The organism is Nocardioides sp. NPDC127503 (assembly GCF_040302165.1).
Classification (GTDB): Bacteria; Actinomycetota; Actinomycetes; order Propionibacteriales; family Nocardioidaceae; genus Nocardioides.
The window spans coordinates 150,719-164,060 of record NZ_JBEORH010000005.1 but is presented as its reverse complement, the minus strand read 5'-3'; the positions used below and the strand labels follow the sequence as shown (position 1 = coordinate 164,060).

The window sequence follows — 13,342 nt, the reverse complement described above, 5'->3', positions numbered from 1 at the left end:
ACCGGGTTCTCCGGTTGCATTTCTGCGGAAAATGTCCCGGATGTTGGGACGATCTCTCAGTGAAGCGGTCGCCGGACGCGGCTGAACCAGCGGCGTACGGTCCGCTTCAGCCGGTCTCGCGAGGTGTTGCACTCCACCAGCGGCAGCATGAGACCGACCCGGTCGGCGTCGGCCAGCTCGCGCAGCAGGATCTCCGCGGCCACCCGGGTGTCGTCACCGGCGTCGTGGGCCTTCAGCTGCTCGACCGCGTAGTAGGCCGCGATGGTGGCCAGCGACTTGTCCGGCACCTCCAGCGCGAGCGCCTTCGCGAACCGCATCGTGCACAGCCACTCCAAGACCTCGAGTCGTACGCCGGCGCGGTCCGACTCCACGGCCACGAACGTCCAGTCGAACGGAGCGTTGTGGGCCACGAAGACCCGGCCGGCGAGGCGCTGGGCGATCATGGGGGCGACGTCCCGGAAGAGCGGCGCGCCGGCGAGGTCGGCGCTGGTCAGTCCGTGGACCTCGACCGGCCCCGGGTCGACGCCCGCGCCGGGATTGACCAGTGTCTCCCACTCCGACTCGGCGGTGCCGTCGGCGGCGATCTGGCGGATCGCCACCTGGATCACACGGTCGCGGTAGGGGTCGAGCCCGGTCGTCTCGACGTCGAGGACCGCGTAGCCCTGTCGGGTGCCCGGGGCTCGGCTTCGGCCGCGTGATTCGGTGGAGGTCACAGTGCTGACGCTATCGGTGACCACCGACATTCGAATCTTGCCCGCGCGTCAGCTCACCGCGACCACGATGCCGACCACGACGAGCACCAGCACCGCCATCATGGCGAGGAAGCCGAGCAGACCCGGCTTGCTCTGCTTCTCGTGCCCGATCGCACCCCTGTTGAACGTGGTGAACGGGGCGGCGTAGAAGACCGGGACGGTCTGGCCCTCGGCGACGTCGAAGTTCATCGAGGCCCGACCGAATTTCCAGGTCCACTGCGTATACATGTCCACGGTCCAGTGGCCGGGCGGCACCGGGAAGACGTTGCGGCCGTACTGCGTCGGCATCTGGTGGCCGTTGAGCAGCGCGGTCGGCGCGATCATGTTGGAGGTCATGTGGCTGCCCTGGATCGTCAGGTCGATCCAACCCACGGGCGGCTGTCCGGGCACTGGCTGGCCCGACTGGTCCGGCATCGTCATGGGCCGAATCATGCCCGACGGACGGGGCCCTCGCCGCTCAGACCTCCACACTCCCGCCGTCGCGCCAGTAGAAGCCGCCCTCGCGCATCATGAAGCCCTCTTCGTGGAGGTAGCGGCGCAGCGCGGCGACGTCGTCGTGGAACCGTCGCAGGATCTCGTTGACCTCCTGCTCGGGGTAGACCTTGCCCGGCTCGAAGGCCTGCGCGAGCTGGTTGAGCACCACCAGCTTCTTGACGTGCTTCGACGGGATCGTCAGCAGCCGCCCGTCCTTGCCGAAGAACCTTCTCAGGGTCTCGGCGTCGTCGGGTCGGGGCTGCCAGGTCGCGCGGGTCACCTTTTCATCGTGGCCGATCCGGCTGGGCGATGCGACTGGTTTGTCTGCCGCGTCCGCCGCCGTGCCCGGTCCACGAGGTCGTGGGCGGCGGCCGCCCAATCGGCGTACTCGAACTCGAAACCCTCCTCCAGCAGCCGCCCTGGGACGACGCGACGGCTCTTGAGGAGCAGCTCGGTATCCGTACGCAGCGCCCAGGCCCCGATCTCCGCCATCCAGCGGGTGGCGGGCAGCCCGATCGGCATCCTGGCCTCCTTCCGCAGCGTGCGCATCAGGTCGCGCTGGGGCAGCGGTCCTGGTGCTGCCAGGTTCATCGGTCCGGCCATGTCGTCGCGCTCGATGAGCAGATCGCAGGCGCGTACGAAGTCGGTCTCATGGATCCAGGAGACGAACTGGTCACCGCCGGCGACGGGACCGCCGAGGCCGAGGCGCGCCATGGTGAGGAGTACGTCGAGGACGCCGCCCTTGTCGGGGCTCATCACCATCGCCGAGCGGAGCGCCACCTTGCGGGTCCGCGGTGTCTCCGCTGCGGCCTGCTCGGCCTCCCAGCTCTTGGCGATCCTCGTCGAGAACTCCCAGTAGGCGGGGGTGTCGGGCTCGCTTCCGCCGATGATGCCGGTCGCCTCGTCGTTGGGGGCGTCGAAGCGGTGGGCGTAGATCGTCGCGGTGCTCATCTGCAGCCAGGTGCGCGGGGGAGCCGATGCCTTGGCGATCGCCTCGCCGACGACCCTGGTCGACTCGACCCGCGAGTCCATCATCTGCTTCAGGTTGGCCTCGGTGTAGCGGCAGCTGACCGTCCGGCCCGCGAGGTTCACCACCACGTCCGCGCCGTCGATCTCGTCGGCCCACGGGCCGATCGTCCGGCCGTCCCAGACCTGATGGCGTACGCCCTCCTCCAGTCGTTCGGGGTGGCGGGATAGCACCACGACCTCATGTCCTCGAGTGCTCCAGGCACGCCGCAGGATGCCTCCGACCTGGCCGGTTCCACCGGGGATGACGATCTTCATGGGAGCGACCATACGGCCTATTTGAGCGATCGCTCAAGAGATGCGCTACCTTGAATTTGAGCAATCGCTCAAATGGGTTCGAGGAGGCGTACGTGGTGGTTCGAGTGCGGATCTGCTTCTGGGCGCTTCTCCGAGGATGGCTGTTCGGTGTGGTCCTCGGGTTGGTCGTGGGTGGTGGCTTCGGGACGCTTCTCGTGCCTGTCCTCGGGACGGTCGTCGGCGGGACGACCGGAGCCGTCATGGGTGCGATCGTGGGTCTGCCGTTCGCGGTTCTGGTGGCGCCCGCGTCGCTGCTTCCGCGCTCTGTGGTCGTGGACCGGGCCTGGCCGGCGATCGTTGCCGCGGGACTGTCGTTTGTGCTGCTCAGCAAGGTCATGTTCTCGGGGGCGAGCCTGGATGTTTCGGAGGACCTCGCGATCTTCGTCGGCGTGAGTGCCGTTGCCGCTCTGATCACGGGGCTCTTCGGGCGTGCGATCACCCGCCGTGCGCGGATCCGGGCGCTGCGTACTCCTGAGACCTTCGTCTACTTCGCGTTGGCAGGGACGCTGGTGTCGGCCGCGCGATTCGTGATGTCGGATGGATGGATCCACGCCGGGCCGTGGATCGCCCTGCTCTGCGTGTTCGCAGGCTTCATCGGTGGCGGCATACTCGGTCTCGTCCTGATCGGCTACAACCTGCTCGTCACCAAGGAGCCTGCCGCAGAATGAACCCCACCAAGGCCAAGCTGATGCTGGCGGTCACCGACCTGCTCAAGGAGGACGGGATCGCCGGTCTCTCGGCGCGCGCGGTTGCCGACCGGGCGGGGGTCAACCAGGCGCTGGTCTTCTATCACTTCGGAACCGTCGTGGATCTCGTCGACCAGGCGTGCCGGGCGGTGTCGGACGAGGCGGCGGCGTCCTACCGGGAAGAGTTCGGGCAGGTGACCTCGCTGAGCGAGCTGCTGGAGCTCGGGCGGGGGCTTCACGAGCGCGAGCGAGCCGCAGGCAACATCACGGTGATGGCTCAGCTCCTAGCCGGTGCGCAGCGGGACAAGACGCTGGCCGAGACGGCGCGCTACGCGTTGGGCCGGTGGAACGAGGAGATCGAGGCCGCGGTCGCTCGTGCCCTGGAGGGAAGCCCTGTCGAAGGCGTGGTGGACGCGCCTGGGCTGTCGCGTGCGATCAGCTCGGCGTTCATCGGCCTCCTCATGTACGACGGCGTCGACCGCCCCGGCGCCGAGTCGGCCTTCGCCTCCCTCGAGCAGCTCGGCACGCTCGTCCAGGTCATCGAGGATCTCGGGCCCGCGGCCCGGCTCGTCCTCCGCTCCCGGCTCAAAGGCCGCGGCTAGGCACAACCCAAGCTCAACCCGCCACCGCCGCGCGGGCCATGACGAGGCGGTCGGCGCAGCGTACGGGCATGGTCTGCCAGTAGTAGGGGAAGGTCATGACGGCGATGAAGAGCGCCCAGCCGCGACTGCGGAGCCAGGTGGCGTCGTCGACGTCCAGGATCCTGCGGAACTCGTCGCGGCCGGCGGCGTCGAGGAGCTCCCAGGCGCAGATCAGGTCGACGGTGGGGTCGCCCACGGAGAGGGCGCCGAAGTCGAGTACGGCGGTGAGGCGGCCGTCGCGGGCGAGGAGGTTCTCGGCGAGCAGGTCGCCGTGGAGCCAGTGCGGTTCGGTCGGCGCCAGGGGAAGGGTCATCACCTCGTCCCAGACGGCCTCGACCGCGTCCAGGTCCAGCTCGAGGTCGGTGAGCTCGCGACACTCACGCAGGCTCGACCGGACGTCGGCGTCGAAGCCGGCGATCGGCTCGCCGCGATACCAGCGCAGCTCGGTGTCGTCGAGCGCCTCCTGGGGCACCTCGGTCCGGCGGAGTCCGGTCACGACCTCGGCCAGGTCCGCAGCGGTGACGTCACCCGCGCCGGGGGCCGGCTTCTCGCCGTCGAGCCAGCGCACGACGCTCCAGCGCTCGGGATAGCCGAAGCCCGGCTCGCCGACCGCCATCACCTCGGGCGTGGCCACCGCGAGGCTGGTCGCGAACCCGGGCACCCACCGCGCCTCCTGGGTGATCGTGGCCGAGCCGCGGGGCTGGCGGGGGAGGCGTACGAGATGCTCCTCGCCCAGCCTGAAGAGCCGGTTGGTCGACCCGGTGGACTCCAGCGGGCGGAGGGGAAGCTCTGCGTACGCGACGAGGTCCCGCCTCAGCAGGGACCGCACCACGTCCTCGTCGATCATCAGCTCGTCGTCGTGCATTCGGGCGCTCATCGTGGCCGAGCCAACCATGCCGGTGGCCGGTTGCGCGCGGGATTTTTGCGAGGGTCAGACGAGGGTGATCGAGACGAGCGCCCGGTCACCGACCTGGAGGTCCTCCCGGCGGCGTACGTCCTTCTTGATCGGCAGCGCATAGCCTTCCTGACCTGGGAAGACCGACGTCCTCCAGGTGGTCGTGCCGATCCGCGCCTCGACCCTCACCGACCCGAAGCCGCGGGGCGGACCGGTCGCGATCGACGCCTCGCGGATGTCCTCGGTGACCTCGGGTGGCGCGGTCACGAAGATCCAGGCGTCGGTCGCTTCCTTCCACGGCCACAGCTCGGCCTCGAACTCCCAGGTCTCCATGTGCTCATCCTCCCCCAAAGCCTCATCCGGAAACCGCTACACCGCCGGGGCGACTGCGGCTTAGGGTGCGGCCATGGCTGCCGACCCTCGCTCCCTCGCCCAGAGACTCGCCGACACCCGAGCCCGTCTGGAGAACGACATCGACCTCTGGATCGCCTCCGCGCACGATGATCAGCCGTGGCTGGTGCCGATCTCGTTCGTGTGGTGGGAGGGCGAGATCTGGATCGCGAGCATGGGCGGTGCGCGCACCCAGCGCAACCTGTCCGCCTCCTCGGTCGTACGCCTGGCGCTCGGCGAGCTGCGCGACGTCGTGATCATCGACGGTCGCGCCGAGGTCGAGCCGATGGAGCGTACGCCGAAGCGGGTCCTGGAGATCTACGCCGAGAAGCAGGGCGGCGACCCGAGCATCTGGGCGGACAGTCTGATCCGCGTCCGGCCGACGAAGATCCAGGCCTGGCGGGAGTCCAACGAGCTCGAAGGACGCCACCTGATGCGGAACGGCCGCTGGCTGGACGAGGCTGGGTCCGATGGAAGCTGAGATCCCGCTGACCGAGGACACCTTCCGCGCGCTCGCCCGATCCTCGCCGTGGCGCTTCTCTGCCCTGCACTTCACGTGGCGGACGCGGGACGAGGGCGACGTCGAATGCTGGTTGCGCCGACCTGGCTGGCTCCGCGTACGCGATGCCGACGGGGATCGCGTGGAGAGGGGTGAGGCTCCGGTGTTCGATCCGGCGCCGGTCCTGCGCGCCGACGGTCTCGTGGAGAGCCGGTCGCGGGCCTACACCCACGACATCGACGACCCGATGTGGAACAACTACGTCTTCGTGTCGATGCTCGATCCCGAGGAGCTCTCCTCCGATGTCGTGCTGAGCGACCTGCGCTCGGAGGAGCGAGGGGGTCGGGCGACCTGGTGGGCGAGGGCGGTGCCCGGAGACGAGTACGAGCCGCGATGTGGCTGCTGTCCGCTGCTGTGGTCCTGGGTCTCCGACCGCGACGAGTACGGCGACGGTGACCCGGGCTGGGAGCCGTCCGCGGGGACGATCTACCCCGAGGCGTACGACATCGCGCTGGACGTCGCGACCGGGATCGTCGTGCAGCTGACCCCGGTCGGAGGCTCACGGCCCGATCTCGGCTTCGAGACCACGATCCATGAGGCAGAACTGTCGGTGGTCTCTGTTTAGGTGGTGGTGAGGACGACATCCGATCCAGACGGAGGAGATGTCATGACCATCAGCACGACCATCGATGAGGAGATCGAGCGGTTCGAGGAGGAGCTCGGCGAGCGGCCTGCCTGTGAGTGCAGCTGCGGCAGCCCGGACAGCGACGCGGAGCCTTGTGGCGAGGTAGCGTCGTACGCGGTGACCGTGCTCTGTCCCGACGACCGCTGCACCCACACCTATCTGTTGTGCCGGGAGTGCCGGGACCAATGGGTGCAGAACTGTCCACCACCTCACCAGCTGCGCGTCGTTGCGCTCGGGTGAGGTGAGATCAGGACGTGAGGTCGTCGAGAGAGTCGGCGTCGACGATCCGGTACGCATAGCCCTGCTCGGCCAGGAAGCGCTGGCGGTTCTGTGCGAAGTCGGCGTCGACGGTGTCGCGGGAGACGATCGTGTAGAAGTGCGCGGTCTTGTTGCCGTCGCCGGGGCGCAGCAGCCGGCCGAGCCGCTGGGCCTCCTCCTGGCGGGAGCCGTAGGCCCCGGAGACCTGGATCGCGACCTCGGCCGAGGGCAGGTCGATGGAGAAGTTGGCGACCTTGGAGACGACCAGCAGGTCGAGCTCGCCGGAGCGGAAGGCGTTGAAGAGCCGCTGTCGCTCCTTGACCGACGTCTTGCCCTCGATCACCGGGGCGTCGAGCGAGGCGGCGAGCTCGTCGAGCTGCTCGAGATACTGCCCGATCACGAGCGTCGGCTTGCCGGCGTGGGAGGCGACGATCTCCTTGACCACGTCGATCTTGTGGTGCGTGCACGAGGCGATCCGGTAGCGCTCGTCGGGCTCGGCGGTGGCATAGACGAGCCGCTCGTCGGCGGGCAGCGTCACCCGCACCTCGACGCAGTCCGCCGGGGCGATCCAGCCCTGCGCCTCGATGTCCTTCCACGGAGCGTCGTAGCGCTTGGGGCCGATCAGGGAGAACACGTCGCCCTCGCGCCCGTCCTCACGCACCAGCGTCGCGGTCAGGCCGAGCCGGCGCCGCGCCTGCAGGTCGGCGGTCATCCGGAAGATCGGGGCGGGAAGGAGGTGGACCTCGTCGTAGACGACCAGCCCCCAGTCGCGGGCATCGAGCAGCTCCAGGTGGGGATAGGCGCCCTTCCGGCGCATGGTCAGCACCTGGTAGGTGGCGATGGTGACCGGCCGGATCTCCTTGACCGACCCGGAGTATTCGCCGATCTCGTCCGGGGTCAGTGAGGTGCGGCGTACGAGCTCGTCCTTCCACTGCCGCGCGGAGACGGTGTTGGTGACGAGGATCAGCGTGGTTGCCTGGGCGTGCGCCATGGCGGCGGCGCCGACCAGCGTCTTGCCGGCGCCGCAGGGGAGCACGACGACCCCGGAGCCGCCGTGCCAGAACGACTCAGCCGCCTCCGACTGATAGGGGCGCAGCGTCCAGTCGGTGTTGTCCAGCGCGATCGAGTGGGCCTCGCCGTCGACGTAGCCCGCGTAGTCCTCGGCCGGCCAGCCGAGCTTGAGCAGCGCCTGCTTGAGGTTGCCGCGCTCGGAGGGGTGGACGACGACGGTGTCGTCGTCGAGCCGTTCGCCCAGCATCCCGGCGACCTTCTTCGCCCGGATGACCTCTTCCAGCACCGCCCGGTCGGAGGAGACCAGCACCAGCCCGTTGGCCGGGTTCTTCTCGAGACGGAGCCGGCCGTAGCGGGCCATCGTCTCGGCGACATCGACCAGCAGGGAGTGCGGTACGGGATAGCGGGAGAACTCCAGCAGCGTGTCCACCACCTGCTCGGCGTCGTGCCCGGCCGCGCGCGCATTCCACAGCCCCAACGGCGTCAGCCGGTAGGTGTGGATGTGCTCCGGTGACCGCTCCAGCTCGGCGAACGGCGCGATCGCCTTGCGACACTCACCTGCCCGGGCATGGTCGACCTCGAGCAGCAGCGTCTTGTCCGACTGGACGATCAGGGGGCCGTCGTTCACCGCACCAGCCTACGGCGACGTCGGGCGCACACTCCTGATCCGGGACAGCGCGAAGGAACGTACGTCGTCCTCGACCCGGGCCGCGAGAGAGCCACCGTCGATCCCCAGCGGCTCGACACGGGCTTCGCCGCCGACGCCGCGGCCGTCGACGTAGGAGATGACGACCTGCTCCCCGGCATCGATGGCCTCGTGGAGGATCGCCATGGTGGAGGCCGGCTCGGCCGGAGCCGGGCGGGAGGCCGCGGTCTCGTCGCCCGCCTTGACTCGCGCCGCCACCGCGGACGCACGCGCAGCGAGGTGGGCCTCCTGGGCACCTGCCGGGCGCTGGCCGTGGCGGGCCTTGGCGCGCTTGGCGTCGGTGCGCGCGACGTGGACGGATCCGTCGGGTGCCTCGACGACCGGGGCCAGGCCCAGCTCGCGCAGCCGGGGGAGGAGTGAGTCGAGCGCGACGGTACTGACGACCACCGTCGGCGCCAGCCGCCGCAGCCCCAGCGACTCGGCCGCCGGGTGGGCCAGCAGTTCGGCCAGCGCGGCCTCGTCGTCGCTGCGCAGGTAGGCGGCGGCGAACCCGACCCGGACCGTCCCGAACGTACGCGCGGTGTCGTCGACCAGGTAGGTCAGTGCCTGTGGGACGGGGGTGCGGGAGGCGGCGGCGAGGAACGCGTGGATCTCGGTCGCGGTCCAGCCGCGGTCCATGGCCCGGCGCACGGACTCCTTGGTGAACCGGTAGACCGTCGCCCCGCCGTGCGACTCCACGGTGGCCACCACGGCCAGGGTGCGGGCCAGCGCGGGCTCCAGCGGCCCCGGCGCGACCGCGGTCAGGTCACCCTGGAGCAGCACGTGGTCGACCGGCTCCGGCAGCAGCCCGGCCAGGGTCGGGACCGGGTCCTCGCCAGCCACCAGCAGCCGACCGTACGCAGCCAGCCCCCCGAACGCGGCGACCCCGAGCGTCTCCGCCTCGGTGAGTGTCCAGGCCACCAGCGACTCGCGGGACTCGGTGCGGGTGCGCGGCCGGCGCGGCCGCTCCCAGGCGAGGCGGGTGACGACCGCGGCAGGGCCGGTGCCGGCGGCGAGGACCTCACCGTCCGGCAGGGCCGCGAGCAGGCGCAGAGTCTGCCGCCGCGTCGCCACGGCCGACGTCCCGGCGAGGTCGGGTGCCAGCGCGTTCCACGTCTTCCCAGCGGGGTCGCGCTGGCCGACGAGCCCGGGAAGGCGCGGCGATGCCAGCCAGGCGCCGGTGACGTGCGACCAGCGGGCCGCCAGGGGCTGCTGGAGCCACTGGTCGAAGAGCTCGGTCGGCATCCACGACGGATCGCCCTCCTCATCGGTGCCCAGCGCGAGCAGCCCCGCGGCCCAGGCGACCTCGATCAGCAACGCCGCGGTGGGCTCGGTGACATGGAGCCGCTCGGCCGTCGTCTTCAGGTCCCGGACCGTCAGCCCTGCCCCGCCACGCAGCGATCGGGGTGGCGCCGCGCTCCAGGCGTCGAGGAGCAGCTCGAGGTTGCGTACGAGCTCGAAGGCGGCACCCGCGGCCGCCCGGTCGACCAGGTTGGAGGCCCGCGAGGAGGTCGGCAGAGGTGGCGGGACGTCCACGGGAGTGACCGTGGTCCGTCCGCCCCGCAGGGCGAGGCCGACCTCGCCGGGCAGGGTCAGCATCCCGTCTCCCGAGGACACCAGCAGCCCGCGGGCGATCAGCTCCTCCGCCGGTCCGGCCGCCTCAGCCACGGATACACCCGGGCGCGCGCGGGAGGAGGAGGCCTGCCCGCCGCCGGCGTCGACGGCCTCCAGCATCGCGCGTGCCTCTGCGGACACAGCCGCCAGGCTGCGTACGACTTCTTCCTGGTCAGCGGCGAACGGCTGCAGTCCGGAGGTGCCCGGCGAGCCCCGCAGCACGGCCGAGACACCGGTCACGGCGCGGAGGCCGTCGAGGGAGTGCCACACCAGGCAGGTGTCCTCCAGATGAGAAAGTGCCCGTGTCGCGGCGTCCACTTCAGCGTTCAGCATGGAAGATAAGTGGGCTTTGGTGGTTTGATTCGCGAGGACAACGGCATCAAGCACGATCAGCTCGAGATGGTTAAGGTCATCCATCGCGTAGTGCAAGGATGTGCGAGTGGCTGCTCGGGCGGCGAGTTGGCCGGAGTCATGAGGGGACGGCGTGGCGAGATCAGGACGAGCAAGAAGCAGGCGTGAGATGCGCTCTGTGGGCCAAGAGCGCAACTGGTCTGCGAGAGAGCGGAAGCCTGTGTCCATCGGCATCACGCTATCCCGGCAGGCCTAGGGGGCGAGATGTCCAGGAAAGTAGTGATCGCGCACGGGGCCGCGACAGATGTCGGTCAGGTGCGGAAGGTCAACGAGGACTCCCATGTGGCCGAGCCACCGGTCTTCGTCGTCGCGGACGGTATGGGCGGCCACGACGGTGGTGACATCGCCAGCGAGATGGTGATCCAGGAGTTCGCCAAGCTCGGCGGCACCCATTACGCGTCCGAGTCCGGCAGCCAGGCGATGGTCGAGGCCCTCCAGGCCGCACAGGACCGGATCGTGGCCTTCGCGCTCGAGCAGCGCTCGCGCGGGGCCTCGGACTACCAGTCCGGCACCACCTGCGCCGCGGCTCTGATCGCCGACGGCGGAAGCAGCCCGTTGTGGATCCTGCTCAACGTCGGCGACTCGCGCATCTACCGGTTCTTCGACGGCACGCTGAGCCAGCTCAGCCGGGACCACAGCCTGGTCCAGGAGCTGGTCGACTCCGGTCAGATCACGCGCGAGCAGGCCGAGCATCACCCGGAGCGCAACGTGGTGACCAGGGCGCTGGGCGGGATGGCCCCCGCGGTCCCCGACATCTTCCAGGTGACGCTGCCCGTGGGCGCCCGGCTGATGCTGTGCTCGGACGGGGTGAGCGGAATGATCTCGGATTCTGAGATCGCCGACATCCTCGCGGCGGAGGACACCGACGCCCGCGACACGGCCGAGAAGCTCGTCGCCGCCGCGGTCGAGGCAGGTGGCCGGGACAACGCCACCGCGATCGTGGTCGATGTGATGGGATTGACCGAGGAGAACCCGTATGACTCGGAGCAACAAAGGGTGAGTATGGAGCAGAAGCTAGGAGTGCTGCCATGAGTGAGCCAGCAACCATCGCAAGCACGTCCTACATGCCGGGCACGTGGTTCGGCATCATCGGTGAGAGCGCCACGGTGCTGCTCCCGCCCTCGGAGAAGAGCCGGGCGGGCGCCATATGGGCGCTCGTCGACGACGGTGCCGGGTTCGACGAGGTGCTCGACGCACTCGTCGCGACCGGGCTCAGCTCGTTGCCGGGCTTCGTCCTCATCTCCGGGGACGTGACGCCTGACGGCGGCAGCGTACGCACTGTCGTGCGCGGCCCGTCCGTGGTCTCGTTCGAGGCCGGCGAGGGCGCCGTCGAGGTCGACGGCTCGTCGTCGAAGACGTGGGTCGAGCGCACCCTCGAGGGTGTCACCAGGATGTCCGTCTCGCTCGGCGAGGAGGGCGCGACCGGTGAGCCGATGACGGCGCTCGGTGGCCTGCTGCGGGTCTCGGGGCTCGAGGTTCCGCCGCCCGCCCCGGAGTCCGCCCAGGACGACTCGCCGGAGAGCCGCGCCGGTTTCGTCGCTGCCCCGGTGGCGGTCGAGGAGGGCGTCGACGACAGCGTCGACGAGCCGACCCCGGCCGACCCGCTCACCGATCCTCTTCCCGAGGAGAGCTACGCCGACTCCGACGACCTCGACTCCGCCGATGAGCTCGACTCCGCCGAGGAGCAGGGTCTCGACGAGGACGAGCCGGTCGCGGCTCCGCCCTCGCTCTCGGTCGTGCCGCCGATCCCGGTCTCGGGTGACCTCCCCGGTCTCGGGGCCAACTCGGAGTCGGACTCCGACGCGGAGGCAGACCTCGGCCCGGACTCCGGCTTCAACGAGGAGGCCGAGGCTGACGAGCCGATCTCGGTCAACCGTGGCGACGAGTCCGGCGAGGCGTCGGCCCCGCGTCACGACGACCTGACCGAGCCGACCGAGGCGTTCGAGATGCCGGCCGCGGCCGAGGACACCGACGACCAGGACTTCCCCGAGCCCGTCTCCGCCGGCTACGAGGACGACTACGCCAGCGACGAGCACGCCGCTGCCGTGGCGTCGTCCTTCGGCCCCTCGGCGGTCTCCCCGGAGCCCGTGCCCGACACGGACGTCGCCTCCGACGCCGAGACCGAGGTCCTCCCGGCCGTCGACGAGGAGTCCTACGACAGGCCCGAGTCCTACGACGAGCCCGAGTCCGCCCCGGCGCCCGGCTTCGGCCCGCCGTCGATGCCGCCTCCGCCGCCGCTGACGACGCCCCCGCCGCCTCCGGTGGACGCACCGCCGCCTCCCTTCGAGGACGTTCCGGCCGAGGGTCTGATCGACGCCGCGCCGAGCGACGCACCGATCGAGGCGCCGTCCTTCGACGGCCCGCCGACTGACGCTCCGGTGACCGACATCCCGCCGGCGCCCCCGGCCCCTCCGGCGTTCCCGGCCCCGCCCGCGCCGCCGGCTCCGCCCTTGGCGCCGATCCCGGAGACCCACGACGAGCCGGTCTGGGAGGAGCCCAACCCCGATGAGGACGACCACGACGGTCTGACCCGCATCGGTGTCGGCGAGGACCTCAACGCCGGTCTCGCCGGTATCCCCGGCCAGCCCGAGGCCCCGAAGGTGACCGCCTACCCGGTCGCACGCCTGGAGTTCTCCAGCGGCGACCGCGTCGAGGTCGACCGGGTCGTCCTGGTCGGCCGCGCCCCCGAGGCGAGCCGGTTCACGCCCACCGAGCAGCCGATGCTGGTGACCGTGCCGAGCCCCCACCAGGAGATCTCCTCGACCCACTGCGAGATCCGTCCCGGTGCCGGGGTCGACCACGGCGCAGCCGTGGTCACCGACCTCGGCTCGACCAACGGCACCGTGCTGGTCCAGCCCGGTCTCGGCCCGGAGGACCTGCGCCCCGGCGTACCCGTCCAGCTCATGCCGGGTGCCGTCATCGACCTCGGTGACAGTCTGACGATCCGGGTGACCAACCCATGATCCAGCGGCTCTCGCTCATGTCGCCGGCCTCTGTGGAGGCGGCGGCATGAGCGAG

Annotated in this window: 15 protein-coding genes; 7 read left to right on the top strand and 8 right to left on the bottom strand. The window is 70.3% G+C overall.

Annotated elements, in window-relative coordinates:
- Positions 1–56: 56 nt before the first annotated feature.
- From ABTW65_RS13440 to ABTW65_RS13425, 4 genes are read right to left on the bottom strand one after another with little or no spacing between them, the layout of a single operon-like run.
- Complete coding sequence (locus tag ABTW65_RS13440; protein WP_350660746.1) at positions 57–713, bottom strand: exonuclease domain-containing protein; 657 nt, start codon at positions 711–713, stop codon at positions 57–59.
- 48 nt (positions 714–761) lie between these two features.
- The gene (locus ABTW65_RS13435) at positions 762–1,172 is read right to left on the bottom strand and encodes a hypothetical protein (protein WP_350660744.1); all 411 of its coding nucleotides are present in this window, start codon (positions 1,170–1,172) and stop codon (positions 762–764) included.
- A 37-nt stretch (positions 1,173–1,209) separates the two neighbouring features.
- The gene (locus ABTW65_RS13430) at positions 1,210–1,506 is read right to left on the bottom strand and encodes a DUF2087 domain-containing protein (RefSeq protein ID WP_350660741.1); all 297 of its coding nucleotides are present in this window, start codon (positions 1,504–1,506) and stop codon (positions 1,210–1,212) included.
- Complete coding sequence (locus ABTW65_RS13425; RefSeq protein ID WP_350660739.1) at positions 1,503–2,510, bottom strand: TIGR01777 family oxidoreductase; 1,008 nt, start codon at positions 2,508–2,510, stop codon at positions 1,503–1,505. The genes ABTW65_RS13430 and ABTW65_RS13425 overlap by 4 nt, the downstream gene beginning before the upstream one ends.
- Before the next feature lie 92 nt (positions 2,511–2,602).
- Here ABTW65_RS13425 and ABTW65_RS13420 point away from each other — a divergent pair, with 92 nt between their 5' ends.
- Positions 2,603–3,217, top strand: coding sequence for a hypothetical protein (locus ABTW65_RS13420; RefSeq protein ID WP_350660737.1), 615 nt, complete (start codon positions 2,603–2,605; stop codon positions 3,215–3,217).
- Positions 3,214–3,837, top strand: a complete 624-nt coding sequence (locus tag ABTW65_RS13415; RefSeq protein WP_350660735.1) for a TetR/AcrR family transcriptional regulator — start codon at positions 3,214–3,216, stop codon at positions 3,835–3,837. Before ABTW65_RS13420 ends, ABTW65_RS13415 begins: the two co-directional genes overlap by 4 nt.
- Positions 3,838–3,850: 13 nt before the next feature.
- Here ABTW65_RS13415 and ABTW65_RS13410 read toward each other — a convergent pair whose 3' ends face one another.
- Positions 3,851–4,753, bottom strand: a complete 903-nt coding sequence (locus ABTW65_RS13410) for an aminoglycoside phosphotransferase family protein (RefSeq protein WP_350660733.1) — start codon at positions 4,751–4,753, stop codon at positions 3,851–3,853.
- Positions 4,754–4,807: 54 nt separating this feature from the next.
- The gene (locus ABTW65_RS13405) at positions 4,808–5,104 is read right to left on the bottom strand and encodes a DUF1905 domain-containing protein (protein WP_350660731.1); all 297 of its coding nucleotides are present in this window, start codon (positions 5,102–5,104) and stop codon (positions 4,808–4,810) included.
- 73 nt (positions 5,105–5,177) lie between these two features.
- Between ABTW65_RS13405 and ABTW65_RS13400 the strand changes: the two genes are divergently transcribed.
- From ABTW65_RS13400 to ABTW65_RS13390, 3 genes are read left to right on the top strand one after another with little or no spacing between them, the layout of a single operon-like run.
- Complete coding sequence (locus ABTW65_RS13400) at positions 5,178–5,642, top strand: pyridoxamine 5'-phosphate oxidase family protein (RefSeq protein WP_350660729.1); 465 nt, start codon at positions 5,178–5,180, stop codon at positions 5,640–5,642.
- On the top strand, positions 5,632–6,285 hold the full coding sequence (locus ABTW65_RS13395; RefSeq protein ID WP_350660727.1) for a hypothetical protein: 654 nt from the start codon (positions 5,632–5,634) through the stop codon (positions 6,283–6,285). The genes ABTW65_RS13400 and ABTW65_RS13395 overlap by 11 nt, the downstream gene beginning before the upstream one ends.
- A gap of 42 nt (positions 6,286–6,327) precedes the next feature.
- Positions 6,328–6,585, top strand: a complete 258-nt coding sequence (locus ABTW65_RS13390; RefSeq protein ID WP_350660726.1) for a hypothetical protein — start codon at positions 6,328–6,330, stop codon at positions 6,583–6,585.
- A 7-nt stretch (positions 6,586–6,592) separates the two neighbouring features.
- On the opposite strand, the gene ABTW65_RS13385 is transcribed toward ABTW65_RS13390, so the two are convergent.
- A complete protein-coding gene (locus ABTW65_RS13385) occupies positions 6,593–8,242 on the bottom strand; it encodes a DNA repair helicase XPB (RefSeq protein WP_350660724.1) in 1,650 nt (549 codons plus the stop codon).
- A gap of 9 nt (positions 8,243–8,251) precedes the next feature.
- A complete protein-coding gene (locus tag ABTW65_RS13380; protein WP_350660722.1) occupies positions 8,252–10,246 on the bottom strand; it encodes a helicase-associated domain-containing protein in 1,995 nt (664 codons plus the stop codon).
- A 282-nt stretch (positions 10,247–10,528) separates the two neighbouring features.
- Here ABTW65_RS13380 and ABTW65_RS13375 point away from each other — a divergent pair, with 282 nt between their 5' ends.
- Together ABTW65_RS13375 and ABTW65_RS13370 are read left to right on the top strand one after the other, a co-directional pair.
- Positions 10,529–11,356, top strand: a complete 828-nt coding sequence (locus tag ABTW65_RS13375) for a PP2C family protein-serine/threonine phosphatase (protein ID WP_350660720.1) — start codon at positions 10,529–10,531, stop codon at positions 11,354–11,356.
- The gene (locus ABTW65_RS13370; RefSeq protein WP_350660719.1) at positions 11,353–13,287 is read left to right on the top strand and encodes an FHA domain-containing protein; all 1,935 of its coding nucleotides are present in this window, start codon (positions 11,353–11,355) and stop codon (positions 13,285–13,287) included. The genes ABTW65_RS13375 and ABTW65_RS13370 overlap by 4 nt, the downstream gene beginning before the upstream one ends.
- The last annotated feature ends 55 nt before the right edge of the window (positions 13,288–13,342 follow it).

What these genes read in the sequence shown, in the direction of transcription:
- ABTW65_RS13425 (WP_350660739.1), bottom strand. Translation starts at nt 2,510, where the DNA reads ATGAAGATCGTCATCCCCGGTGGAACCGGCCAGGTCGGAGGCATCCTG.
- ABTW65_RS13410 (WP_350660733.1), bottom strand. Translation starts at nt 4,753, where the DNA reads ATGAGCGCCCGAATGCACGACGACGAGCTGATGATCGACGAGGACGTG.
- ABTW65_RS13405 (WP_350660731.1), bottom strand. Translation starts at nt 5,104, where the DNA reads ATGGAGACCTGGGAGTTCGAGGCCGAGCTGTGGCCGTGGAAGGAAGCG.
- ABTW65_RS13415 (WP_350660735.1), top strand. Translation starts at nt 3,214, where the DNA reads ATGAACCCCACCAAGGCCAAGCTGATGCTGGCGGTCACCGACCTGCTC.
- ABTW65_RS13435 (WP_350660744.1), bottom strand. Translation starts at nt 1,172, where the DNA reads ATGACGATGCCGGACCAGTCGGGCCAGCCAGTGCCCGGACAGCCGCCC.
- ABTW65_RS13380 (WP_350660722.1), bottom strand. Translation starts at nt 10,246, where the DNA reads ATGCTGAACGCTGAAGTGGACGCCGCGACACGGGCACTTTCTCATCTG.
- ABTW65_RS13400 (WP_350660729.1), top strand. Translation starts at nt 5,178, where the DNA reads ATGGCTGCCGACCCTCGCTCCCTCGCCCAGAGACTCGCCGACACCCGA.
- ABTW65_RS13390 (WP_350660726.1), top strand. Translation starts at nt 6,328, where the DNA reads ATGACCATCAGCACGACCATCGATGAGGAGATCGAGCGGTTCGAGGAG.
- ABTW65_RS13370 (WP_350660719.1), top strand. Translation starts at nt 11,353, where the DNA reads ATGAGTGAGCCAGCAACCATCGCAAGCACGTCCTACATGCCGGGCACG.
- ABTW65_RS13395 (WP_350660727.1), top strand. Translation starts at nt 5,632, where the DNA reads ATGGAAGCTGAGATCCCGCTGACCGAGGACACCTTCCGCGCGCTCGCC.
- ABTW65_RS13375 (WP_350660720.1), top strand. Translation starts at nt 10,529, where the DNA reads ATGTCCAGGAAAGTAGTGATCGCGCACGGGGCCGCGACAGATGTCGGT.